Annotated in this window: 22 protein-coding genes; 10 read left to right on the top strand and 12 right to left on the bottom strand. The window is 57.5% G+C overall.

Features of this window, described 5'->3' with window-relative positions; translation table 11 throughout:
* Nucleotides 1–3: 3 nt before the first annotated feature.
* The 3 genes from ompC to BEI65_RS15075 all read left to right on the top strand — a co-directional run bounded on the left by ompC (nt 4) and on the right by BEI65_RS15075 (nt 2,992).
* Complete coding sequence (gene ompC, locus BEI65_RS15085; protein WP_099064030.1) at nt 4–1,101, top strand: porin OmpC; 1,098 nt, start codon at nt 4–6, stop codon at nt 1,099–1,101.
* A 187-nt stretch (nt 1,102–1,288) separates the two neighbouring features.
* Complete coding sequence (locus BEI65_RS15080; RefSeq protein WP_099064029.1) at nt 1,289–2,140, top strand: GNAT family N-acetyltransferase; 852 nt, start codon at nt 1,289–1,291, stop codon at nt 2,138–2,140.
* A 21-nt stretch (nt 2,141–2,161) separates the two neighbouring features.
* Nucleotides 2,162–2,992: a 5'-nucleotidase, lipoprotein e(P4) family gene (locus BEI65_RS15075; protein WP_099064028.1), complete on the top strand. Its 831-nt coding sequence runs from the start codon at nt 2,162–2,164 to the stop codon at nt 2,990–2,992.
* Between the two features lie 170 nt (nt 2,993–3,162).
* Here BEI65_RS15075 and BEI65_RS15065 read toward each other — a convergent pair whose 3' ends face one another.
* From BEI65_RS15065 to BEI65_RS15055, 3 genes are all read right to left on the bottom strand, one after another.
* On the bottom strand, nt 3,163–3,681 hold the full coding sequence (locus BEI65_RS15065) for a GNAT family N-acetyltransferase (protein ID WP_099064027.1): 519 nt from the start codon (nt 3,679–3,681) through the stop codon (nt 3,163–3,165).
* 2 nt (nt 3,682–3,683) lie between these two features.
* Nucleotides 3,684–4,253, bottom strand: coding sequence for a helix-turn-helix domain-containing protein (locus BEI65_RS15060; protein ID WP_099064026.1), 570 nt, complete (start codon nt 4,251–4,253; stop codon nt 3,684–3,686).
* 112 nt (nt 4,254–4,365) lie between these two features.
* On the bottom strand, nt 4,366–5,820 hold the full coding sequence (locus tag BEI65_RS15055) for an MFS transporter (RefSeq protein ID WP_099064025.1): 1,455 nt from the start codon (nt 5,818–5,820) through the stop codon (nt 4,366–4,368).
* 104 nt (nt 5,821–5,924) lie between these two features.
* On the opposite strand from BEI65_RS15055, the gene BEI65_RS15050 reads away from it, so the two are divergent.
* The 3 genes from BEI65_RS15050 to BEI65_RS27000 all read left to right on the top strand — a co-directional run bounded on the left by BEI65_RS15050 (nt 5,925) and on the right by BEI65_RS27000 (nt 8,006).
* Complete coding sequence (locus BEI65_RS15050) at nt 5,925–6,578, top strand: metalloregulator ArsR/SmtB family transcription factor (protein WP_099064024.1); 654 nt, start codon at nt 5,925–5,927, stop codon at nt 6,576–6,578.
* A gap of 168 nt (nt 6,579–6,746) precedes the next feature.
* A complete protein-coding gene (gene yedA, locus BEI65_RS15045; RefSeq protein ID WP_099064023.1) occupies nt 6,747–7,664 on the top strand; it encodes a drug/metabolite exporter YedA in 918 nt (305 codons plus the stop codon).
* 165 nt (nt 7,665–7,829) lie between these two features.
* Nucleotides 7,830–8,006: a hypothetical protein gene (locus BEI65_RS27000; protein ID WP_170924999.1), complete on the top strand. Its 177-nt coding sequence runs from the start codon at nt 7,830–7,832 to the stop codon at nt 8,004–8,006.
* On the opposite strand, the gene BEI65_RS15040 is transcribed toward BEI65_RS27000, so the two are convergent.
* Nucleotides 7,994–8,905 (bottom strand): LysR family transcriptional regulator, encoded by a 912-nt coding sequence (locus tag BEI65_RS15040; protein ID WP_099064022.1) that lies wholly within the window; start codon nt 8,903–8,905, stop codon nt 7,994–7,996. The two genes, BEI65_RS27000 and BEI65_RS15040, sit on opposite strands and share 13 nt — an antisense overlap.
* Nucleotides 8,906–9,033: 128 nt before the next feature.
* Between BEI65_RS15040 and BEI65_RS15035 the strand changes: the two genes are divergently transcribed.
* Nucleotides 9,034–9,768 carry an SDR family oxidoreductase gene (locus BEI65_RS15035; RefSeq protein WP_099064021.1) on the top strand — a complete coding sequence of 245 codons (735 nt, stop codon included), beginning with the start codon at nt 9,034–9,036 and terminating at the stop codon, nt 9,766–9,768.
* A 2-nt stretch (nt 9,769–9,770) separates the two neighbouring features.
* Here the strand turns inward: BEI65_RS15035 and BEI65_RS15030 are convergent, their stop codons facing one another.
* From BEI65_RS15030 to BEI65_RS14995, 8 genes are all read right to left on the bottom strand, one after another.
* Nucleotides 9,771–10,550, bottom strand: a complete 780-nt coding sequence (locus BEI65_RS15030) for a phosphate/phosphite/phosphonate ABC transporter substrate-binding protein (protein ID WP_099064020.1) — start codon at nt 10,548–10,550, stop codon at nt 9,771–9,773.
* Nucleotides 10,551–10,558: 8 nt separating this feature from the next.
* Nucleotides 10,559–11,338, bottom strand: coding sequence for an ABC transporter permease (locus BEI65_RS15025; protein WP_099064019.1), 780 nt, complete (start codon nt 11,336–11,338; stop codon nt 10,559–10,561).
* Nucleotides 11,335–12,270, bottom strand: a complete 936-nt coding sequence (locus BEI65_RS15020; protein WP_085115828.1) for an ABC transporter ATP-binding protein — start codon at nt 12,268–12,270, stop codon at nt 11,335–11,337. The genes BEI65_RS15025 and BEI65_RS15020 overlap by 4 nt, the downstream gene beginning before the upstream one ends.
* Nucleotides 12,267–13,427, bottom strand: coding sequence for an ABC transporter permease (locus BEI65_RS15015; RefSeq protein WP_099064018.1), 1,161 nt, complete (start codon nt 13,425–13,427; stop codon nt 12,267–12,269). The genes BEI65_RS15020 and BEI65_RS15015 overlap by 4 nt, the downstream gene beginning before the upstream one ends.
* A gap of 47 nt (nt 13,428–13,474) precedes the next feature.
* Nucleotides 13,475–14,407, bottom strand: a complete 933-nt coding sequence (locus BEI65_RS15010) for an ABC transporter substrate-binding protein (protein WP_085115826.1) — start codon at nt 14,405–14,407, stop codon at nt 13,475–13,477.
* A 29-nt stretch (nt 14,408–14,436) separates the two neighbouring features.
* Nucleotides 14,437–15,504 carry a fatty acid desaturase gene (locus BEI65_RS15005; RefSeq protein ID WP_099064017.1) on the bottom strand — a complete coding sequence of 356 codons (1,068 nt, stop codon included), beginning with the start codon at nt 15,502–15,504 and terminating at the stop codon, nt 14,437–14,439.
* A 97-nt stretch (nt 15,505–15,601) separates the two neighbouring features.
* Nucleotides 15,602–15,982 carry a cell envelope integrity TolA C-terminal domain-containing protein gene (locus BEI65_RS15000; RefSeq protein ID WP_099064016.1) on the bottom strand — a complete coding sequence of 127 codons (381 nt, stop codon included), beginning with the start codon at nt 15,980–15,982 and terminating at the stop codon, nt 15,602–15,604.
* Nucleotides 15,983–16,020: 38 nt separating this feature from the next.
* Nucleotides 16,021–16,929, bottom strand: coding sequence for a LysR family transcriptional regulator (locus BEI65_RS14995; protein WP_099064015.1), 909 nt, complete (start codon nt 16,927–16,929; stop codon nt 16,021–16,023).
* Nucleotides 16,930–17,071: 142 nt separating this feature from the next.
* Between BEI65_RS14995 and BEI65_RS14990 the strand changes: the two genes are divergently transcribed.
* From BEI65_RS14990 to BEI65_RS14980, 3 genes are read left to right on the top strand one after another with little or no spacing between them, the layout of a single operon-like run.
* Nucleotides 17,072–17,716, top strand: coding sequence for a hydrolase (locus tag BEI65_RS14990; RefSeq protein WP_099064014.1), 645 nt, complete (start codon nt 17,072–17,074; stop codon nt 17,714–17,716).
* 45 nt (nt 17,717–17,761) lie between these two features.
* Nucleotides 17,762–18,307: an antibiotic biosynthesis monooxygenase gene (locus BEI65_RS14985; RefSeq protein ID WP_085115821.1), complete on the top strand. Its 546-nt coding sequence runs from the start codon at nt 17,762–17,764 to the stop codon at nt 18,305–18,307.
* Between the two features lie 21 nt (nt 18,308–18,328).
* A complete protein-coding gene (locus BEI65_RS14980) occupies nt 18,329–20,200 on the top strand; it encodes an amidohydrolase (RefSeq protein ID WP_099064013.1) in 1,872 nt (623 codons plus the stop codon).
* Nucleotides 20,201–20,236 lie beyond the last annotated feature (36 nt).

The following is a 20,236-nucleotide window of genomic DNA, read 5'->3' as shown; positions in this document are numbered from 1 at the left end:
ATCATGAAACGTAATCTTCTGGCCGTTATTATTCCGGCACTTTTAATTGCGCAGACAGCACAGGCAGCAGAAATCTACAATAAAGACGGCAACAAACTTGATTTTTACGGCCGCGTAAAAGCACTGCACTATTTCTCTGACGATGCCGGTAATGATGGCGACAAAACCTATGTGCGTATCGGTTTTAAAGGCGCTACTCAAATTAACGATATGCTGACTGGTTATGGCCAGTGGGAATATCAGATTTCAGCTAACCATTCTGAATCCGACAGCGCGAAAGATACCAAGACTCGTCTGGGCTTCGCCGGTCTGAAATATAAAGATATCGGTTCCTTCGACTACGGCCGCAACTACGGCATTATTTATGACGTCGGCGCCTGGACGGATATGCTGCCAGAGTTCGGTGATGATGCTTACGTCAAGACCGACAACTTTATGAATGGCCGTACCAACGGCGTGGCGACCTACCGTAACAACGACTTCTTCGGCCTGGTTGAAGGTCTGAAGTTCGCGGTACAGTACCAGGGCAAGAACGAAAACGACGGTCGCGCCAACAGCAAGGCGAACGGCGACGGTTGGGGTCTGTCTTCCAGCTATGAAATCATCGACGGTCTGAGCGTTGGCGCTGCCTACGCCTCTTCCAACCGTACTGCCGGCCAAAAAGCGGGCACCTTCGGTAAGGGCGATAAAGCAGATATCTGGGCTGGCGGCCTGAAATACGACAATAACGACGTTTATCTGGCGGCGACCTACTCGCAAAGCCGTAATATCGCGCCTATTTCCGGTACTGCGACCATCAACAACAATTCTACCTCCGTTAGCGGCTTTGCCAATAAAGCAGAAGGTCTGGAATTGGTTGCACAATATCAGTTCGACTTCGGTCTGCGTCCATCGCTGGGTTATGTTCAGCAGAAAGGCAAGGATATTGAAGGTATCGGCGATGCCGACCTGGTTAAATATATCGATGTCGGCGCTTACTACTATTTCAACAAGAACATGTCGACCTATGTCGATTATAAAATCAACCAACTCGACGGCGATAATAAGCTGGGTCTGAAAGACGACAACGTTATTGCTGTCGCCCTGACCTACCAGTTCTGATGTGATGAATAACCACCACTGCAAACTTTAGCTTCGGCTACTTGATCTCAGAGTGACTTCGCCGGGCGGCTACGCCCGGTTTTTTTATTTTCCTCTCCCCTTGCCCCTCATCACCGCACCAGGAAACTTGCCTTACAAAACAAACGGGTCTACATCTATATGTTGCGCAAATCAACCTGGATGACCTATGCCAAACACTTCCCCCTTCGAATACCACTCCGCCCTGCGCTACAGCAGTGACGAGTTGGCACAGATCCTTTGTCATTGTTTTGAAAACTATATCGTGCGTTTCGTCATTGACGGTGACACCTTCGCCCGCCGCTTCGGTGCCGAAGATCTCAGTCTGAATGACAGCATTATCGTCACCCATCAACAGCAACCGGTAGCACTGGCGCTGATTAGCCGCCGCGGCTTACACAGCCGGGTGTCGGCGTTGTCTATCCGACCGGAAATGCGCGGTAAAGGGTTGGGTAAGGCTCTGATGCAACGAATTGTTGCCGACGCGCGTGAACGCGGCGATCGCCAACTGTCGCTGGAGGTGATCGAAGGCAATGACCCGGCGATTGCACTGTACCATCAGGCCGGACTGCGCATCGTGGGAACCCTGACCGGTCACCAGGCCGGCGAGCAGGTCGCAGCCAAGATTGTGCCGCTGCAAGAGATTGATCCGCTGTTTGTTTCCCACCGCCTGACGGCTGAAGGTGCCACCAGCCTGCCCTGGCTGATCGCCGCGGAATCGTTGTTCAAGTTACCCGGTAAACCCTACGCCTTTACCCTTGGCCAGCATCAGGCCTATGCGGTGGTGCAGGTCGGTGCGGATAAGTGTTTTTTGCGCATGATTTACGTACCACCGCAGCACCGCAGCCAGGGCCATGCCCGGGCGATGTTGACCGCGCTGCAGGCAAAGTTTTCACCATTACCGCTAGTGGCCAACGTCTACGTTCCCGAAGTGGCCGCCCCCTTCTTCGACCGGCTCGGCTGGCAGCAGGATCCATTACGCCAGTTTGAGATGACGATGGACTTAGAAACACCACAATAACAACCAGAGAGCGATCCCTTTATGACAGGAAAAAACAGGCAGACAGTGGCCCTTGGCGCGGCGTTTGGCATTGCGCTACTGACTCTGACCGGCTGTGCACAGCCGCCAAAAACCGATCTGCAAGCCCAGCAACGTCTGGCGGATCAGTCAGTGCTGGCACTGAACTGGTTCCAGCAGTCCGGCGAATATCAGGCGCTGTCACACCAGGCGTTCAACAGCGCCAAACTGGCCTTTGATCAGGCCAAGGCCACGCCGGGCAAGAAGAAAGCGGTAGTGGTTGATCTGGACGAAACCCTGCTCGACAACAGCCCGTACTCCGGCTGGCAGGCACAGCAGGGCCAACCTTTCGCCGCTGCCACCTGGGCCAAATGGTCACAGGCGGAGCAAGCCGGTGCAGTGCCGGGTGCCGTGCAGTTTGCCCGTTACGTCAATAGCCATCAGGGCACCATGTTCTACGTTTCCAACCGCAAGCTGTCTGAATACGCCGCCACGGTAGCCAATATGCAGAAACTGGGCTTTACCGGCATGTCGGAAAAAACCGTGCTGCTTAGCGGTGACACCTCCAACAAGCAGCCACGCTTCGACGCCATCAAGAACGCGGGTTACGACATTGTGGTCTACGCCGGTGACAACCTGAACGACTTTGGCGCAGCGACCTATCACAAAGATAACGCACAGCGCCGGGCGTTTGTCGCCGACAACCAAAGCAAATTCGGCACCGAATACATCGTGCTGCCGAACCCGCTGTACGGCGACTGGGAAAGTGGTATGGCGAAGGACTATAACAAGCTGACGCCAGAGCAAAAATTGCAGATACGCCAGCAAGCCATCAAGGCCTGGAACGGGCAGTAGTTGGATTAGATGGATGCTGCAGTCAGTGCCCTCACTGAGTCTATTACCCTATGGATTTCGAGTTGCAGCTAGGCGGCAAACTCGTTCATCCCCAGGAGCTTACTCAAGTAAGTGACTGGGGTGAACTAGTGCAGCCAACAACGCTGCAGCTTGAAAGACGACGGGGAAAATTACAGCAACTTATACATATAACTGGTGGCATCCAGCGCGCTGCCGTTGCTGGCGAGGGCGTATTGCGGAATGCTGCCGGCCAGTTGAAAGCCCATTTGGCGATACATGCCTTCCGCCGTATCGCCGGTCAGGGTATCCAGCACCAGTAAATGCCGCTGAAGCTCAGCCGCCTTTTGTTGCACCTGTAGCATCAGGCTACGGGCGATGCCCCGGCGGCGAGCGTCCGGGTGCACCATCAGCTTTACCACCTCCGCCCGGTGGCGGCCGTTGTCCGGCATCGCCAGCAACAATTGTACCGTGCCAACCACCCGCCCGGCATCGTATGCCACCAACAGCAACCGTTCCCCACGCTCAAACGCCGGTAACAGGCCACGCCAGAACGCCTGAGCCTGATCCAGACTGAACGGCATAACAAAACCAATGCTCGCGCCCTGGGCGACGCTGGCTTGCAGCATTTCGGCCAGTTCAGGGATCGCGTTGTGTGCCGCTTCTGCATTCAGTTGCTGTATCTCAATCATGATTAAGGCCTGCTGATAACGAGGGTATAGTGGGCCGGCTCAGGGCCGGGGGCATGAAATTTTGAAGCGCCGAACAGCCGATAACGCAGGCAGTCACCCGGCTCAAGCTGGAAGGTTCGTGCCTCCAGCGTCAGTTCGAGCCGGCCTGCCAGCAGCCACAGATGGTGCTCAAGCGCATGTACCGAAGGCGCGTCATAGGCAATCTCCGCCCCGGCCTCGAGGGTGCATTCAATAAACTCGGCCTTATACAAGGCGGCAGGCGGTGAGACCGAACGACGATGAAAACCGCTGGTGCGATCAACCCACACCGTTTGCTGTTCACGATGCAGCAGCTCCGGCGGCTCGTCCTCGACCTCACTCAGCAGCCGCGACATGGTCAGCCCATAAGCCGAGCACAGCTTATTTAGCAGTGAGGCGGTCGGGCTGGTTTCAGTGCGTTCGACTCGCGACAACGTCGCCCGGCTGATACCGGTTTGCTGCGCCAGCTCCTCCAGCGACCAACCCTGCTGCTGACGTAAATCAGACAACCGTTGCGCCAGCCGGAGATCGGCGCTCTCCAATTCGTTATCCATGTTTTAGTCTCTGATGCAAAAAAAATCCCATATAAGAGAAATAATCTCAAATACGGGATTCGTCAATCAGATTTTTAACCGGTAGTAAAATTCGTTGAGAGGTCTTTCGTTCCTACGACGATAACGCCGACGGATCTGGTACCCGCTGCTCACCTTCAACAACCGGCGGTGCGATCGCCGCACAGCGCCAGGCGCTGAACACCGCCAGCAGCGGTGCCAGTGCGAACAACAGGAACAGCCAGCGCGCCGCGGAGGCCGCCCCCGCCGATCCACCCGGTACGTTCAGCCCCGCCAGATTAGCAATCATCCCGGCCAGGGCAGCACCAAAGGCGGTCGCAAACAGTTGTACCGTGGTGATCGATGCCCCGGCAATATCCTTATCCGCCTCAGGCGAGACTTGCAGGATCCGCGTCAACAGGTGCGGCCAACCGAAGCCAATACCGAACCCCACCAACGTCAGGGCAATCACAATCGGCGTCAGCCCCGCCCAGTGCCCGCCGGATGGTATTGGCATTAGCACGCCCAGCGCTAACAGCCCCACCAACACAAACAGTGGTCCGCTGATGATCGCCCGGCGGATGCCTGCGCTGCGCCAACCAGAACTGAGGATCTCCGATAACGTCCACCCCGCCGCCATGGTGGCCGCAATATAGCCGGAAATCAGCGGTGACTGGCCGTGCAGTGTTTGCAGGAAATAAGGCACAAAGATTTCGCTGGTCATACCCACCACCAGCAAAGAGACGGTGATATACAGCGAGGCCAGAGGTGACCCACGGCGTAAGGCCCCCTTCGGCAGCAGGCGGGCACGGGAGTGCGCTTCACGCTGTATCAGCCAGGCCATCATCAGCACCGCCAACGCAATCCCCCCTAAATTAATCCACGCGCTGTCCGCCAGGCTGCCGGCAGAAACCACCAGAACCGCCGTTGCCAGCAACAACAGCTGGGCCACCGGCAGCGGTGCCGCCTGTTGCTGCGGCTTGCCTTTCGGCAGGATCAGGAAGGTAAACCCGGCGTACAACACCATCACCGGCAGCAGGATGCCAAAGGCCCAGCGCCAGGCGTTCAATTCGGCAAAGATGCCGCCCACCGCCGGCCCCACCAGGGTCGCGATGCCCCACATCGCCGAAATCAGCGCCATCGCCCGCGGCCATAGCTTTTGCTCAAACACCAGATTGATCATCGCGTATGAAAGCGCGAAAATCAGCCCGCCGCCGAAGCCCTGCACGGTTCGGCCGACCAGCATCACCGGCATCGACGGTGCCAACGCACACAGCATCGCCCCGGCGATAAAGAACAGTGATGCCACCACGTAGGCACTGCGAGCCCCATAGCTACTGAGCAAGCGTGCCGATAATGCCGACCCCAGAATCGACGCCACCACAAACAGCGTGGTGTTCCAGGCATACAGATCCAGACCGCCTATATCCTGCACCACCGAGGGCAAAATGGTGGTAGCGACCAGAATATTGATTGCATGCAGCGCTACACCGAGTGAGAGCGCGATCGCACTGGCACCATTTTTGCCGGAAAAAAGATCGGCCCAGCGGCTATCATCGTTGGTTATCACGGTTGTCGTCCTGTTTTCAGAGGAATGGCATTGAGTTAATAGTGATACTGCGTTAAATTTAACAAGAATTATCTTGGAATAAGAGTAGGGTGAGGCGGAGAAATATGTCAAGAATAAACTTGGAAAATAGCGGTGGTCCCGCACAATCGGTCAGTGACCGTTTGCTGACACTATTAAAAACCCGCGGCCCACAGCAAGCGTCTGATGCAGGCAAAGTCCTTGGCACCACCGGCGAGGCCGCGCGCCAGCAGTTCGTCAAGCTGGCAAAAGATGGGTTGGTTGAAGCCGTAGCAGAGACCCGTGGCGTCGGTCGCCCGGTACAGCTGTGGCACCTGACTGCCGCAGGCAATGCCCGTTTTCCGGATACTCATTCCGAACTGACGGTACAGCTGCTGCGCACCGTGCGCGACAAGCTGGGTGAACAGGCGATCGAATTGTTGATCGACACCCGCGAGCAGGAAACGCGCATTAACTACAAACAGGCGATGGTCGGCGCCACCGATTTACAGGAGCGCGTCGAGCGCCTGACGGCGATCCGTTGTCGCGAAGGCTACATGGCCGAATCACGCGTACAGGAAGATGGCTCTTTTCTGCTGGTAGAGAACCACTGCCCTATTTGCGCCGCCGCCAACGTTTGTCAGGGATTCTGCCGGGCGGAACTGAGCATATTCACCGAGGTGTTGCAGGCGCAGGTTGAACGCTCCGAACATATCCTGGCGGGGGCACGCCGCTGCGCCTACCGAATTTCATTGCTGTAACCGATACCCGGCGCAAGGCATCCTGCAGGCTGGCGTCATCCGGTGGTTCATCACCGGCTCGCCAGCCCGTTGCCTGCTTAAAAAAGTACTGAAAAGCGTTGCTTATCCTCTGTCCGATCGGGTTTACTGAGCCCTCTAATAATAACCTTCCCTGCAGAATTAAAATCCATGCTGAGCCAAAGTAGCCGTAACGTCCTGCCGTTAATCGGGGCGCTGTTCACGTTATATATTGTCTGGGGTTCGACCTACTTCGTTATTCGTCTGGGCGTCGAGAGCTGGCCGCCGCTGATGATGGCCGGTATCCGCTTCCTGGTCGCCGGCATTGTGCTGTTCAGCTTTTTGGCACTGCGCGGCCATGCATTGCCCACGGCAAAGCAGTGGCTGGCTGCCGGAACCATCGGTATTCTGCTGCTGGCAGTAGGTAATGGCCTGGTGACCGTGGCAGAGCATCAGAACGTGCCTTCCGGCATTGCCGCCGTAATGGTGGCGACGGTGCCGCTATTCACCCTGTGCTTCAGCCTGCTGTGGGGCATGCGCAATACCAAGCTGGAATGGGCGGGTATCGGGCTGGGCCTGGTGGGGATCGTGCTGTTGAATACCGGTAATAATCTGGTTGGCAACCCCACAGGCGCGCTGCTGATCCTGCTGGCTTCTGCCAGTTGGGCCTTTGGTTCCGTGCTGGGCTCGCGTATTTCGCTGCCGGCCGGACCGATGGCTGGGGCAGCGGAAATGCTGGTCGCCGGTGTGGTTCTACTGGTCGTTAGCCAGCTTAGCGGCGAGCGTCTGACGCAGATGCCCACCGCCAAAGGCTTCTTCGCGCTCGGTTATCTGATTGTGTTCGGTTCGATGCTGGCGATCAGCGCCTATATGTTTTTACTGAAAAACGTGCGCCCGGCGGTGGCAACCAGCTATGCCTACGTCAATCCGGTGGTGGCGGTGCTGCTCGGTATCGGCTTTGCTGGCGAGTCGTTGGCACCGCGCGAATGGGCAGCGCTGGTGATTATCGTCGCGGCGGTAGTGCTGGTCACGCTGGGTAAGTTCCTGTTTGCGCGCCCTACCAGTCGTGTAAAAAACGTGGAGCAATAAGGTAGGGGCGCTGCATGCTGCGCCCGCATCCATCGGGGCGAATATATTCGCCCCCTACGGTCACTGCTGCAGCTTGAAAGACGACGGGTATAAAAACGATTCTTGTTTCGTCCGTTGAAGAGACTATAATTCCCGCTGTTCCGGGCAACCTGCGAAATCATCCCAATGCTGAAAAAATCGTTCATTATCGTTATCTTTCTGTGTGCCTTTGGTTCACTCGGCGGCGTATTCCTGGCCGGGCTGAATATGTACACCCGTTCCACCACGCCAAGCGAAGAAACCACCACCTCCAGCGAAGCCGCTGCCAGCGCTACACCGGCGGAAGGCATTCAGAGCAAGTGATGCGCCATCCAGTCCTGACAGCGCTGCTGTAAAAAGCGCTGCAACAGCCTGACGCGCTCCGACACCTGCGAACGGTGCGGACAAACCAGGCTGATGGGCACCGTGTCGCTTTGCCACTCCGGCAACAATGCCAGCAGCCGTCCGGCCTGGATATCCGCCACCACATCAATGGCTGATTTACGGACAATCCCGTGCCCGGCCAACGCCCAGCGTCGTGCCACTTCGCCGTCATCGGTAAAATAACGGCCGGTCAGCGGCACCTCCGTCAATTCATCGCCTCGCCAAAAACGCCATTCCGCCTGCCTGCGCCCACTGGGTTGGTAAATCAGAATGTTGTGCTGAGCCAGATCGGCCGGTGTTTGCGGCACGCCATGCTGTTGCAGATAAGCCGGACTGGCGCAGATCAAACGGCGGTGCTGCGACAGGATCGGCAGCGCCACCAACGAAGAGTCCGCCAGTTGCCCGAAGCGTAAAGCAATGTCCACCGGTTCGCGAAACAAATCGGCATGACGGTCGTTAATCAGTAATTGCAGTTGGATATGCGGGTGTTGCCGTTTGAATTCATCGAGCCAGCCCAACAACAGATTGCGGCCAAAATCCGAAGGGGCGGAAATCTGCAATACGCCGGACAGCCCCTGATGTTTCTCACGTATCGCCTGCTCACCCTCCGCCAGCGCCCCCAATGCCAGCCGGGCACTGTCGAGATAGCGCTGCCCTTCTTCCGTCAGGCGCAGGCTGCGGGTGGAACGCACCAGCAACCGAACCCCCAACCGCTGTTCCAGCCTTTTGATCGCAATACTGGCCGCCGCCGGCGTGATATCCAACGCACGCGCCGCCGCTGAAAAACTGCCGCCTTCCACCGTACGGACAAACACTTCAAGGTCGATAAAGGATGTCATGGGTCTTCCTGCGTCACGCCTATTATTAAAAATATTTAACAAGTGTTTGCCATTTAGGCCAATTGTTCGCGGATTTTCAATAAGGAATGATAGATAACACCGAAACTCACAGTAATTGAGGCGTTATCATGATTAGTCCTTCTTCTTCCCTGAACCGGCAAAAGCTGGTGATCCTTGGCGGTAACAGCGGCATTGGTGCGGCAGTGGCTTATGCCGCGATAGAACGCGGGGCCAATGTGGTGTTGGCTTCACGCCGCGTCGGCAGCATGCAGCAATACCAACCTGCCGACGGCGGCGGCAACCTGCGGGTGATGCAGGCAGACGTGACCGATGAAAACTCACTGCGCGCGCTGTTTGCCGAAATCGGCGAGTTCGATCATCTGGTGTTCACCGCCGGCCCGGCAGTGCAGGCCAGGCTGTTGGCAGAAACCGATTTTGACGAGGCGCAGGCCAACTTCGACGTCAAACTGTGGGGTGCACTGCGTGCAATTAAGGCTGCATTGCCCAGCCTGTCGCCACGGGGCTCCATCACCCTGACCTCCGGTCAGCTATCGCGGAAATACCTCAGCGGCCAGTTGATTAAAACTGGCATCAATGCGGCATTGGAGGCGATTGGCAAGCAGTTGGCGAAAGAGTTGGCACCGCGACGGGTCAACGTGGTGAGCCCCGGTGTCACGGCCACCGAAGCCTACGACGCCCTGAGCGCCGAGCAGCGTCAGGCGATGTTTGCCAAAACCGGCGCTGGGTTGCCGGTTGGGCGTGTCGGTCTGGCGGCGGAGGTAGCAGCGGGCTATCTGCTGGCGATGGAAAACGGCTTTATCACCGGCAGCGTGATCGATATTGACGGCGGCGGGCTGCTGTAAAATTACAGCGCCGTCACGCCAAACGCGGCGGCCTGTTGTTCCAGCCCGGCGATTTTTTGGTATGCCGAACGTGGCACCAGACTGAAATCACCGATCAACAGGCTGTCACTTACCGCTTCGCCCAGCATCGCCCTGGCCCCGGCGCGCAAGATCTCCAGCTGTTCGGGCGGGGTTTGTGCCGAAGTGATCAGTGGCAGCCCCGGAACAGTGGCGGTTCGCCCAATAATTTTTAGTCCCGCCAATGCCTGCGGCTGCGCCCGCTTCAACAGTTCAAGGCTGACGCAATCAACGGCGGCGATATCCGCCTGCCGATTTTGGATCAGTTTTATCGACTGATAATGTGCCCCAGAGGCAATAGCGGAACTGAAGAACTTTCCGTCATGAGCCAAGGGGGCTATCAACGCCCGCAGGCTGTTATGGCCTGACTGCGAGTCGGTGCTGTTATAGGCGGCAACCCGGCCGCGAAAATCCTCCAGCCGTTCGCCGGGTTCGTCATCGCGTACCACCAGCCAACTGCTGTATTCCGGCCCTTCACAACCCTCAACGCGGTAGTGATAGGTACCAATCAACTGAACCTGCGGCAGGCTGACGGCCAACGGATAGCCACAGGTTTGACTGAGCAATAAGTCATCCCGCTGCCAATGCTGCGCCAGATCCTGCGGCCAACTAAGCAATTCGGGCGCTTGCGGCAACCCCAGTTGCAGCAATTTGCCACGCAGCACCTGCCAGAAGGCTGCGGCCGGTTGATGAGTCACGCCGTACATCGGCAAAGATACCTGCATTTTTTCCCTTACCCCGCAGAAGAAGAAGTCACCAGCGCCTGCTGACGCCAGGCAGTGAGACGACGCACCCAGCGCTCAAACAGCATATCGGTGATGATCGCCAACAGGGCCACCACCACCGCGCCCTGGATCACATAGGCGGTATTAAAGCCGCTCAGGCCAATAATGATTGGCGAGCCCAGCGTTTTGGTGCCGACGGTAGAGGCGATTGCCGCCGTACCGATATTAATGATCACCGAGGTACGGATTCCGGCCACGATCACCGGGGCTGCCAGCGGCAATTCAACACGCCACAGGATCTGCCGGGGGCTCATCCCTACCCCCTGCGCAACTTCACGGGTCGCCGCAGGCACTGACTCAATACCCGCTAAGGTGCCCTGCAAGATCGGCAGTAAACCGTACAGCACCAGCGCGATGATCGCCGGCTGCTCGCTAAAGCCCATCACCGGCACCGCCACTGCCAGTACCGCCACCGGTGGAAAAGTCTGGCCGACCGCCACCAGGGTTTCCACCAGCGAGCGGAACTCTTTACCCGCGCGGCGCGTCACGCCAACCCCGGCTGCCACGCCAATCACCACGGCGATCAGGCTGGAGACGGCCACCAGCATCAGATGCGCCCATACCAGTGAGATAAAACTGTCCTGCTGATACACCGGCCGATCCAGATCGGGGAACCAGGCGGCAAACAGGCCGTGTAAATGATTCATGCCAAACACCAGTGCCAGCAACAGGGCAAAGGTCCAGGGCAGCGGATCGCGCAGCCAGCGCAGGGCCTGAGACCCACTCATGACAACGCCTTTTGGACAATCAGATCGCTGAAATGCAGCACGCCAAGCGCTTCCCCCTGCTCGCCTATCACCGGCAAACATTCGCTACCGCGTGCCACAAACACCGACAGCGCTTCGCGCAGGCTCATGGCGGCGGCAATAGGCTCCCCTGCCACATGGCCAGGACGCACCCGTTGTGCCACCGTTTCCAGCGACAGCAGCTTGATACCGCGATCGCTACGGCCAAAGAAATCACGCACAAAATCGTTAGCCGGTGCGGTCAATAACTCCAGCGGCGTGCCTTGCTGCACAATGCGGCCCTGATCGAGCAACACGATACGGTCAGCCAGCGCCAGAGCCTCATCGATATCGTGCGTCACCAGCACAATGGTGCGTCCGGAGAGATGATGGATGCGCGCAATCTCCGTTTGCAGCGCCGCGCGGGTCACCGGATCCAGTGCGCCAAAAGGCTCGTCCATCAGCAGCACTTCAGGGTCAGCGGCCAACGCACGCGCCACCCCAACCCGCTGCTGCTGCCCGCCAGAAAGCTGGTGTGGATAGCGGTGGCGGAACAGATCCGGCTCCAGGTGCAACAGCTCCAGCAATTCGGTCACCCGATCGCGAATACGCGCGCGCGGCCACTTCAGCAGTTGCGGCACGGTGGCGATATTTTCTTCCACCGTCCAGTGTGGGAACAGGCCGATCGACTGAATGGCGTAGCCCATACGACGGCGCAGATCCTGCGGTTTGAATTTCTGGATCTCTTCGTCGGCAAAGTAAATCTTGCCCTGATCGTGTTCGATCAGTCGGTTGATCATTTTTAACGTCGTGGACTTCCCGGAGCCCGAGGTGCCGATCAGTACGGCAAATTCACCCTTGGCAATCCGCAGCGTCAGATCGTCCACCGCTGGCTTGCCCTGAAAAATCTTGCTGACCTGATTAAACTGAATCATCGGCGTGATACATCCAACATTGAAACTATAAATTTAAACAGCGAATCGACGATTACCGCCATCACGATCACCGGGATCACTCCCAGCAGTACCAGATCCAGCGCGCTGCTGAGCAGGCCCTGGAAGACGATGGCACCAAAACCTCCGGCACCAATCAGCGCCGCCACCACCGCCATGCCAACGGTTTGTACCGCCAAAATGCGCACGCCGGTCAGGAACAACGGCAATGCCAGCGGCAACTGTACGCGAAAGAATATCTGCCCACGCGTCAGCCCCATGCCGCTGGCAGATTCGATCACGCTGGCCGGCACGCTCTGCAACCCGGCCACCACGCTGCGCACCAGCGGCAGCAGCGCATACAGCACCAGCGCCACAATTGCCGGTGCCATGCCAATACCGCTGACGCCGTGTTCCGCCAGCCAGGGCAGCGCCGCCGCCAGACCGGCCAATGGCGCGATCAGCAAGCCGAACAGCGCAATCGACGGCACGGTCTGGATAATGTTCAGGGTAGAAAATATCGGCGTTTGCCAGCGCACAGAGCGAAAACACAGCACCCCGAGCGGAATGCCAATCAGCAGCGCCGGCCCCAGCGTTGCCAGCAGGATGGTCAGGTGCTGCAACAGCGCGGCGTCGAAGACGTCCTGCCGGTTGTAGTACTCTTTCAGCAGCGAAAGCTGATCCAACTGGTGGCTAAATAGCAGCGCCAACGCAGGCAGTATCACCAGCAGGTTGCCGAGCATGCGCCACAAATGTGAGGCGGTAATGCGGGCCATGGCGTCGGCGGCCATCAGCAGGCTCAGCGCCAGGATCAACCAGCAACCGCTGCCCCAGGAAGTCCGCGCCAGTTTAGAGCCTTCCTGCGCCAACTGTTGAGCCGCATGCCCACTCAACCAGAAGGTCAAAGCCAGTAGCGCCGAAGCCGCCAGTGCGGTTAACACCGCATTGCGCCTGCCGGGTGCCAGCAGGCTGAGCCCCGCCAGAACCACCATCGGCACCAGTAACCACAGCGCCGGACCGTGCAACAGGGAAATCAGGGAAATGCTCTTGCCCGACAGCAGGCGATTGGGGGCATAGCTGAGAAACGGCAGGCCAAAAGCGGCCAGCAGCAACAGAATGAGTAGCGTCAGTAGTACGCGGTTTTTTACGGCAATAATCAAAGAAACTCTCCAGCTCCATGTTGGCCCCCAGACGGGGGCCAATGGTGTTACCCCTTAACCAACCCTTTCTCTTTCAGGTAGGTAGCCGCCACCTGTTTGGCGTCCTGGCCTTCTACCGCAATCTGCGCATTGAGTTTTTGCAGCGTTGGGCCGTCAAGTGTTGCAAACACCGGCTTCAACAGTTCGGCGATATTGGCATGCTGTTTCAGCGTTGCCTCGCGGATAATCGGTGCCGGTGCGTAAATCGGTTGCACCCCTTTTGGATCTTCCAGCGTTATCAACCCCAGCGCCGCTACCGGGCCGTCGGTACCGTAGGCCATCGCCGCGTTAACACCGGAGGTTTGCTCCGCCGCCGCCTTGATGGTCACCGCCGTATCACCGCCGGCCAACGACAACAACTGGTCCTGATTCAGCTTAAAGCCGTAAGCGTTCTGGAACGCAGGCAGGGCATCCGGACGTTCGATAAACTCCGCCGAGGCCGCCAGCTTGAACTTACCACCGCCGTTGATCCACTTGCCCAGATCGGCCAGCGTTTTCAGGTGATTGGCGTCTGCCACATCCTGACGGATGGCGATGGTCCAGGTGTTGTTGGCCGGAGCCGCATCCAGCCAGACAATTTTGTTCTTGTCGTAATCCAGCTTCTTCACCTTTTCAAAACCGGCCTGGGCGTTTTTCCACGCCGGGTCTTTTTCATCAGAGAAGAAAAATGCGCCGTTGCCGGTGTATTCCGGGTAGACGTCAATTTCGCCGGAGGTGATCGCCCCGCGCAGTACCTTGGTGGTACCGAGCTGTAATTTATTGGTAGTTTTGATGCCGTTGGACTCCAGCACCTGCACGATAATGTTGCCGAGCAACGAGCCTTCGGTATCGATTTTAGAACCAACGCGCACCGTGTCGGCGGCCTGCGCCACGCCGACGCTCGCAGCAAGCAAACTCAGCGCCAGAGCCAGAGCGCGACCACGTGATGGGGTGATTGCCATACTTTTTCCTCTTGTTGTGTATTTTCCGGCTATTTGGCCAGATCGATTGGAAAATCCTGCGAAGCGCGCTTCCATCGCACAATCAATGTCTCCGCCGGCCAGACTTCATTTTCGCCCTCAATTTCCCTTGGCGACTCGCCGGCATTAAACGGATGAACCTCAACGGCGACCGGGGTAAATGCGTATTCACTCACCCACTGGCCATAGCCTTGCACCACAAATCCCTGGCTGCGCTGTTGATATTCATCACGCTCGGCCAGATACACCTGCCGTAAACCGTACCACGGTAAGCCGGGGAGATCATGGTGAACTAAATGATAGTTCAGATTAAGAAACAGCAGCCGCCACGGCCAGGCCGCCTCATTAATAATAGAACGTGCCTGCGGAGCTTCAACGGCGCGGTGCTCAAAAAACGATCTTACCTTGGTCAGCGCCAACGCCGGATAACCGATCGCCAGCAGGTAAAACACCGTGCCAATGCCGTGCAGTTGCAACCAGTTCATTACTCCCACCAGCAACAGTAAATGCACCAGCCACATCGCCAGAGTGCGCAAGTCACCGGCGGCGATCGCTTTCAGCGCATTCACCCCGGTAGCGATAATATCCAGCGCCGGGCCCAACAACATGCGACCACTCAGCGTATTGCGCACCTTTGCCAACAGCGGGTACAGCCGAGGAAAACGCTGCCATTGCGCCTGGCTGAAGTAATAGCTTTCGGGATCTTCATGCGGATCGGTCAGATGTTCATTACGGTGGTGCTGAAGATGCGAATCGCGATACAGGCCGTAGGGATACCACACCGCCAACGGCAGCAGGCCGAATAACTGATTCAGCCGTGGCCAGCGGGTCGGATGACCGTGGATCAGCTCGTGCTGCAGCGACATATACCAGGTGGTCAGCAGGATCAGCAACGGCGTGCCGAGCCACGGCCCCAGTGCCTGCCAGTACTGCACCACGCCAAACCAGCCGCCGTAAACCGCCGCCATAATGCCCCAGGTCGGCAGTTCCAGCCGCCAGGACCAACGCTGGTTAAGCTGCCGGATCCATTGACGTTGGGCAGGATGCAAATAGTGGCTATGGCTTTTGGCTGAGGACATGCGCAGGCTCGCTGTAAGAGATTTTGCTCAGTATCAGCGAGCGGCAGGGGCGCTCAAAATAACGAAAGCGGCAAAGCAAAGTTAAAAATCAGCTATTTCAGGGGACAAAATCCAGCACTACGCTGTGAAATAACGCGTACTCGGTCTCATTGGCCATTTTCGGCAGTTTGGCGCGTTGTACTGCCTGGCTTGCCGCCGCACAAAGCTCGGCATCGCCCTCCAGCACTTTAAAATCTTTCAGCGAGCCGTCGGGTAACAGATGAATGCTGATCGCACAGCTTTTGGATTTATATTTACCGGGCAACTGCATTTCCTGCGTGATGGCCTGGCGCATTCTTTCCGGGTAATTGCTGCGCTGCGGTTTCGTCGGCTGGGCTGAAGCCACCCGGTTCTCCAACCTGCCGTCCGCAGTAGGGTTACCGCTGCCGGCGCTACAGCCGGCCAATAACATCGCCAATAACCACATCCCTGTTTTCATCTCTCTGCATCCTTGTATTATCACCCGAAGGTGTCAAATCAGTGCTCCGGGTAGACGCCCCCGGCATCGGCTAACTGTTGTAATCGCTCACGCCACCATTTTGCTGCCAGACCGGTGGCATTTTCTCGCCAGCCAAAATAAGCGACATCGCTGCAGCGTTCGGATTCAACGCTTTTCGCTACCAGCTGGCCGCTTTTCAGGTAGGGTTCGGCCAAATATCGCGGCAGATAGCCACAGCCCAAACCGCTGAGTTGCGCCTGTAACTTGGCGTCGAAACCAAATACCGTCAAGGTGTCTTGTTCCTCGAGGATGTTCAGATTCTGCGGCGCATTCACCCGTGAGGTATCACGTACCACTACCGCACGGTGCTGGCGAATTTGGTCCTTTGGTATGGGTTCCGCCAGCGTGGCCAGCGGGTGCTGCGGAGCCACGGCAAACACGTAGTCCAGCCGCCCCAACTGACTAAAAGCATAGCCTACCCGCGACGGGGGTTCACAGATCGCACCAATAATAATATCCGCACAGCCATAGACCAGTGACTCCCAGGATCCGGCCAGCACCTCATGACCAAAACGCAGGCGGGTATGGTGATGCTGTTGATAGAACTCTTCAATCAGCGGCAGCAAGCGCTCAAACGGAAATGAAGCATCGATGCCGAGCGTAATTTCGCTTTCCCAACCGTTTTCCACATAGCGCGCCTGCTGCTCCAGATCCTGCGCCGCACGTAATATCGACCGACCTTTTTCCAACATCAGCTTGCCGGTATCGGTGAATTTCGCCCGATGGCCGGAACGATCAAGCAGCGTGATGTCGAGATCGTTCTCCAGTTTCTGCACCATATAGCTCAACGCCGACGGCGTTTTGAACAGCACCGCCGCCGCCGCGGCAAAGGAACCATGCCGGTCGAGCGCATCCAAAATCAGTAACGCTTCCAGGTTTAATCTCACCGCTCCCCCTCCGTGTATAAAAAAACTCAACAAGACGGCAAAAATTCTGCGCTATCTTTGAAATCTGCCCCTGCCTACCATGCGTTTTATCGAGATGACATTCATCATCTGTTAAACCGAAGTATCACTGGGAAGGTAAATCATGTCTAAATTTCAATTACTTGATAAAGATAATTCCGCACTGATTTTCATCGACCACCAGCCACAAATGGCTTTTGGCGTGGCTAATATTGATCGCCAGCAACTGAAAAACAACGTGGTCGGTTTGGCCAAGGCCGGCAAGATTTTTAATGTTCCTACCCTTTTTACCTCGGTGGAAACTGAGAGTTTCAGCGGCTACATCTGGCCGGAGCTGCTGGCGGTTCACCCTGAAATCACCCCGATTGAACGTACCTCGATGAACTCCTGGGAAGACGCCGCCTTTGTGAAAGCGGTGGAAGCCACCGGCCGCAAAAAACTGGTAATTTCCGCCCTGTGGACCGAAGTCTGTCTGACCTTCCCGGCGCTGATGGCACTCGAGGCCGGCTATGAAGTTTACGTAGTCACCGATACCTCCGGCGGCACCTCGGTCGATGCCCATGAGCGTTCGATCGATCGCATGGTGCAGGCCGGTGCCATCCCAGTGACCTGGCAGCAGGTGTTGTTGGAATACCAACGTGACTGGGTGCGCAAAGAGACTTACGACGCAGTCATGGCGCTGGTGCGCGAACACAGCGGCGCTTACGGCATGGGCGTTGACTACGCTTACACCATGGTGCATCACGCTCCAGCACGCGTGGCAAAATAACCTTCACCCCGGCCATGCGCCGGGGTTTTTCTGGAGTGGATCGCTATGGCTCACCCGCAGCATGTCACGTTAGTCATCACACACCGTTTGGCTCCGGGACAGGAGCCGGCCTACGAGGCCTGGCTAAAACGCATTATGCCCGAGGCCGCCAACTTTCCCGGTCACCTCGGCGTTAACGTGATCCGCCCTACCGGTAACGAGCAGGCCTACACCGTTTTGGTGCGTTTTGACAACCTCGACAATCTCTATCTGTGGATTAACTCGCCGCTGCGCAAAAGCTATATCGCGGAAGTTTCGCCACTGCTGTTGGAGAGCGACCGCATTGAAATTCGGCCCGGTGCAGAATTCTGGTTTACGCCACCGAGTGCCACTACCCGTCAGCCCGCCAAGTGGAAACAGTTTTTGATCACCCTGTTGGTGATCTTCCCTTCCACCAATCTGGTGCCCTGGTTTTGGGGCAAGCTGTTGCCGCAATTGAACGGCACGCTGACCGGCCATTTTCTTAATGACGCCACCGTGGTTGCCCTGGTGGTGTTCCTCTGGATGCCAATCGTGACCCGTGTATTTCATCAATGGCTAACCCGCCGTTAGGCGGCCTGCCGGGAGAACGTTATGAGTAACCATGCTTCCCTGATTATCACCAACGGTAAATTTCACACTGTCGATCGCCAGGCACCTACCGCCCAGGCAGTCGCCATCCGCGACGGCAAATTCCTCGCCGTCGGCAGTGAAAACGAGGTCATGCAACACGCAGGGCCAGAAACGCAGGTGATCGACCTGCACGGCCACACCACGGTACCCGGCCTCAATGACTCGCACCTGCACCTGATCCGCGGCGGCCTGAACTACAACCTGGAGCTGCGCTGGGAGGGGGTACCCTCGCTGGCCGACGCGTTGCGTATGTTGAAAGAACAGGCGCTGCGCACCCCCAGCCCACAATGGGTACGGGTGGTGGGTGGCTGGACCGAGTTTCAGTTTGCCGAACGCCGCATGCCAACGCTGGATGAAATCAATCAGGCGGCGCCTGACACTCCGGTGTTTATCCTGCATCTGTATGACCGCGCCCTGCTCAACCGCGCAGCGCTGAAAGTGGTGGGCTACACCAAAGACACGCCCAACCCACCCGGCGGCGAAATTCAGCGTGACGGCAACGGCAACCCGACCGGCATGCTGATTGCCAAACCCAATGCGATGATCCTGTACGCCACCCTGGCCAAAGGGCCAAAACTGCCGCTGGAACAGCAGGTCAATTCGACCCGCCAGTTTATGCGCGAGTTGAATCGCCTTGGGCTGACCAGCGCTATCGATGCCGGCGGCGGTTTCCAGAACTACCCCGATGACTATCAGGTGATCGCCGAACTGCACGAGAAGAAGCAGTTGACCCTGCGAATTGCCTACAACCTGTTCACCCAGCGGCCGAAACAGGAACTGGAGGATTTCAAGCTGTGGACCGACATGCTGAAACCTGGCCAGGGCACCGATTTTTACCGTCATAACGGCGCCGGTGAAATGCTGGTGTTCTCCGCCGCCGACTTCGAGGACTTCCTGCAGCCCCGCCCGGACCTGCCGGAAGGTACCGAAGACGAACTGGAGCGCGTGGTGCGCCACCTGGTCGAACATCGCTGGCCATTCCGCCTGCATGCCACCTATGACGAATCCATCAGCCGTATGCTGAACGTGTTCGAAAAAGTGAACCGCGAAATTCCATTCAACGGTCTGCACTGGATTTTCGACCACGCCGAGACCATCTCCGACCGCAATATCGAACGGGTGAAAGCACTGGGTGGCGGTATTGCGGTACAGCACCGTATGGCATTCCAGGGGGAGTATTTCGCAGAGCGCTACGGTAAAGAAGCCACCAAACAGACACCGCCGGTGGCAAAAATGCTGGCAGCCGAACTGCCGGTTGGGCTGGGTACCGACGCCACCCGCGTAGCCAGCTATAACCCGTGGACCGCACTCTACTGGCTGGTTTCCGGCCGAACCGTAGGCGGCATGGCCATGTACGACGATAACGCACGGTTGGATCGTGAAACGGCGCTGATGCTGTGGACTCAGGGCAGTGCCTGGTTCTCTACCGAGCAAGGCAAAAAAGGCCAGATTAAGGTTGGGCAGTTGGCGGATCTGGCGGTGCTGTCGCAGGACTATTTCAGCGTGCCGGAAGAGCAGATCAAGGGGATTGAATCGGTGATGACGGTGGTAGACGGCAAAGTGGTTTATGCCGCCGGTAGCTTCTCACCGCTGGCGCCACCGGCAATACCGGTGCTGCCGGACTGGTCACCGGTCACTCAGGTGCCGGGACATTATCGCTCTGCGCCGCCTGCCGCCGCTAGCCGTACCGGGGTATTAAGCCAGGCACACCAGTGCTGCGGGCCCTGCGGTGTGCATGCGCATCAGCATGATGTCGCCCGTCGCTCCAGCATTCCCATCTCAGACGAGAATGCCTTCTGGGGTGCGTTCGGCTGTTCGTGCTTTGCGTTTTAAGTTACCAGACTGGCAACCTGGCAACTCATCAAGTTA

Origin of the sequence: Serratia sp. BW106, assembly GCF_002607755.1 — a bacterium.
GTDB lineage: Bacteria > Pseudomonadota > Gammaproteobacteria > Enterobacterales > Enterobacteriaceae > Serratia > Serratia proteamaculans.
This window is presented reverse-complemented; position numbering and strand designations above follow the sequence as displayed.

Excerpts from the sequence above, each read along its gene's own strand:
- BEI65_RS15060 (WP_099064026.1), bottom strand. The coding sequence starts at position 4,253 with ATGGATAACGAATTGGAGAGCGCCGATCTCCGGCTGGCGCAACGGTTG.
- BEI65_RS14990 (WP_099064014.1), top strand. The coding sequence starts at position 17,072 with ATGTCTAAATTTCAATTACTTGATAAAGATAATTCCGCACTGATTTTC.
- BEI65_RS27000 (WP_170924999.1), top strand. The coding sequence starts at position 7,830 with ATGCTGAAAAAATCGTTCATTATCGTTATCTTTCTGTGTGCCTTTGGT.
- BEI65_RS15000 (WP_099064016.1), bottom strand. The coding sequence starts at position 15,982 with ATGAAAACAGGGATGTGGTTATTGGCGATGTTATTGGCCGGCTGTAGC.
- yedA (WP_099064023.1), top strand. The coding sequence starts at position 6,747 with ATGCTGAGCCAAAGTAGCCGTAACGTCCTGCCGTTAATCGGGGCGCTG.
- BEI65_RS15030 (WP_099064020.1), bottom strand. The coding sequence starts at position 10,550 with ATGCAGGTATCTTTGCCGATGTACGGCGTGACTCATCAACCGGCCGCA.
- BEI65_RS15010 (WP_085115826.1), bottom strand. The coding sequence starts at position 14,407 with ATGGCAATCACCCCATCACGTGGTCGCGCTCTGGCTCTGGCGCTGAGT.
- BEI65_RS15040 (WP_099064022.1), bottom strand. The coding sequence starts at position 8,905 with ATGACATCCTTTATCGACCTTGAAGTGTTTGTCCGTACGGTGGAAGGC.
- BEI65_RS15005 (WP_099064017.1), bottom strand. The coding sequence starts at position 15,504 with ATGTCCTCAGCCAAAAGCCATAGCCACTATTTGCATCCTGCCCAACGT.
- BEI65_RS15075 (WP_099064028.1), top strand. The coding sequence starts at position 2,162 with ATGACAGGAAAAAACAGGCAGACAGTGGCCCTTGGCGCGGCGTTTGGC.
- BEI65_RS14985 (WP_085115821.1), top strand. The coding sequence starts at position 17,762 with ATGGCTCACCCGCAGCATGTCACGTTAGTCATCACACACCGTTTGGCT.
- BEI65_RS15020 (WP_085115828.1), bottom strand. The coding sequence starts at position 12,270 with ATGATTCAGTTTAATCAGGTCAGCAAGATTTTTCAGGGCAAGCCAGCG.
- ompC (WP_099064030.1), top strand. The coding sequence starts at position 4 with ATGAAACGTAATCTTCTGGCCGTTATTATTCCGGCACTTTTAATTGCG.
- BEI65_RS15065 (WP_099064027.1), bottom strand. The coding sequence starts at position 3,681 with ATGATTGAGATACAGCAACTGAATGCAGAAGCGGCACACAACGCGATC.
- BEI65_RS15050 (WP_099064024.1), top strand. The coding sequence starts at position 5,925 with ATGTCAAGAATAAACTTGGAAAATAGCGGTGGTCCCGCACAATCGGTC.
- BEI65_RS15035 (WP_099064021.1), top strand. The coding sequence starts at position 9,034 with ATGATTAGTCCTTCTTCTTCCCTGAACCGGCAAAAGCTGGTGATCCTT.
- BEI65_RS14980 (WP_099064013.1), top strand. The coding sequence starts at position 18,329 with ATGAGTAACCATGCTTCCCTGATTATCACCAACGGTAAATTTCACACT.
- BEI65_RS15080 (WP_099064029.1), top strand. The coding sequence starts at position 1,289 with ATGCCAAACACTTCCCCCTTCGAATACCACTCCGCCCTGCGCTACAGC.
- BEI65_RS15025 (WP_099064019.1), bottom strand. The coding sequence starts at position 11,338 with ATGAGTGGGTCTCAGGCCCTGCGCTGGCTGCGCGATCCGCTGCCCTGG.